The sequence below is a fragment of the Mesorhizobium sp. M1E.F.Ca.ET.063.01.1.1 genome (assembly GCF_003998155.1).
Classification (GTDB): domain Bacteria; phylum Pseudomonadota; class Alphaproteobacteria; order Rhizobiales; family Rhizobiaceae; genus Mesorhizobium.
This window is the reverse complement of record NZ_RZSC01001094.1, coordinates 1-1,457: the sequence shown is the minus strand read 5'-3', so window position 1 is coordinate 1,457 and position 1,457 is coordinate 1. Positions and strand designations below refer to the sequence as shown.

Sequence of the window (1,457 nt, the reverse complement as noted above, 5' to 3'; positions counted from 1 at the left end):
CGCCTGCGCTGCTTGAAATCCGCGGGCTTACCCGCAAGCCGGCGCGTACCGAGAGATTGATGTTTTTCAGCGGAATGGCGAAAGGCGTCGCCGGCTTGCGGGTAAGCCCGCGGATTTCAAGCAGCGCAGGCGCGGTTTCGATGCCTTCGGCAGGCGCGCGCACCACCGCCTTGATCTCGTTGCCGACCATCATGCGGGCGAGCGACGCGGCTGTCTCCTGGCGCGGGTTGCAATGGCCGACCACCTTGCCGTGACGCAGCACGGTGGCACGGTCGCAGATGCGTTTGACCTCTTCCAACCGGTGGGAAATGTAGAGAATGGATTTGCCTTCCGCGCGCAACCGCTCGAGCGTCTCGAACAGCTTGTCGGCTTCCTGCGGCGTTAGCACGGAGGTCGGCTCGTCGAGGATGATGAGCTGTGGCGTCTGCAGCAGGCAGCGGATGATCTCGATGCGCTGGCGCTCGCCGACGGAGAGATCGCCGACCAGCGTTTCAGGATCGAGCGGCAGGCCGTAGCTGTAGGAGAGCGCCCTCGCCTTCGCAGCAATGGCGCTGATCGGCGAGCCGTCGTTGAGCGAGAGCGCTATGTTCTCGGCCGCCGTCAGCGCCTCGAACAGCGAGAAATGCTGGAAGACCATACCGATGCCGAGCTTTTTCGCCACGCCCGGGCTGGTGATCGTGACAGCCTTGCCGTCCCAAAAAATCTCGCCCGAATTCGGCTCGAGCGATCCGAACAGCATCTTGACCAGCGTCGACTTGCCGGCGCCGTTCTCGCCGAGCAGGGCATGGATCTCGCCCTTCGCGATGTTGAGGTCGATATGGTCGCACGCCGTCAGCGTGCCGAAGATCTTCGTAAGGCCGCGAACCTCGAGCAGATTCGCCCTGTCATGATTTGCACTCACAGTGCCTCCCATCCAGTTACCCGGATATGTTCTGTGTTCCCGCTGGTATCGTATGCGCGGCCGGCTTCGGTCGGAAAGCGGCACCCAACTTGAAAGAGCTTCAAGAATTCCAGCGGAAACTCAAGGGGTAAGATACACCTATTGGGAGCTTGCGAAAAACCGGCGGGCCTTTCGGGCAAACCGTGCCCTCATCCACGGCATGGCGCTGAAGAACGAGGCAGCCGGCTCAGGGAATGAGGACGGTCGTGCCGGTCGTCTTGCGGCCTTCAAGATCGGATTGCGCCTTTGCGGCGTCCTTCAGCGCATAGCGCTGGTTGATCTTGATCTCGACGGCGCCGCTCAGCACCACGTCGAAGAGCGCCCCGGCCGACGCCACCAGATCCTCGCGCTTGGCGTTGTAGACGAAGATCGTCGGCCGGGTTGCGTAGAGCGAGCCTTTCTGGGCCAGAAGCGACATCGAGAAAGGCGGGATCGGCCCGGACGATTGGCCGAAGCTGACGAACATGCCGAGCGGCCTCAGGCAATCGAGCGAGGCGGGAAAGGGGTCGGTTTCTTC

At 62.5% G+C, this 1,457-nt stretch carries 2 protein-coding genes; both read right to left on the bottom strand.

The features are described from left to right. On the bottom strand, positions 1-913 hold a 913-nt coding region (locus tag EOA29_RS36315; RefSeq protein ID WP_189479113.1), incomplete at its 3' end, for an ATP-binding cassette domain-containing protein. Between the two features lie 214 nt (positions 914-1,127). Then, positions 1,128-1,457 (bottom strand): zinc-binding dehydrogenase (locus EOA29_RS36310; RefSeq protein WP_145970042.1); only part of this gene is annotated, 330 nt, incomplete at its 5' end.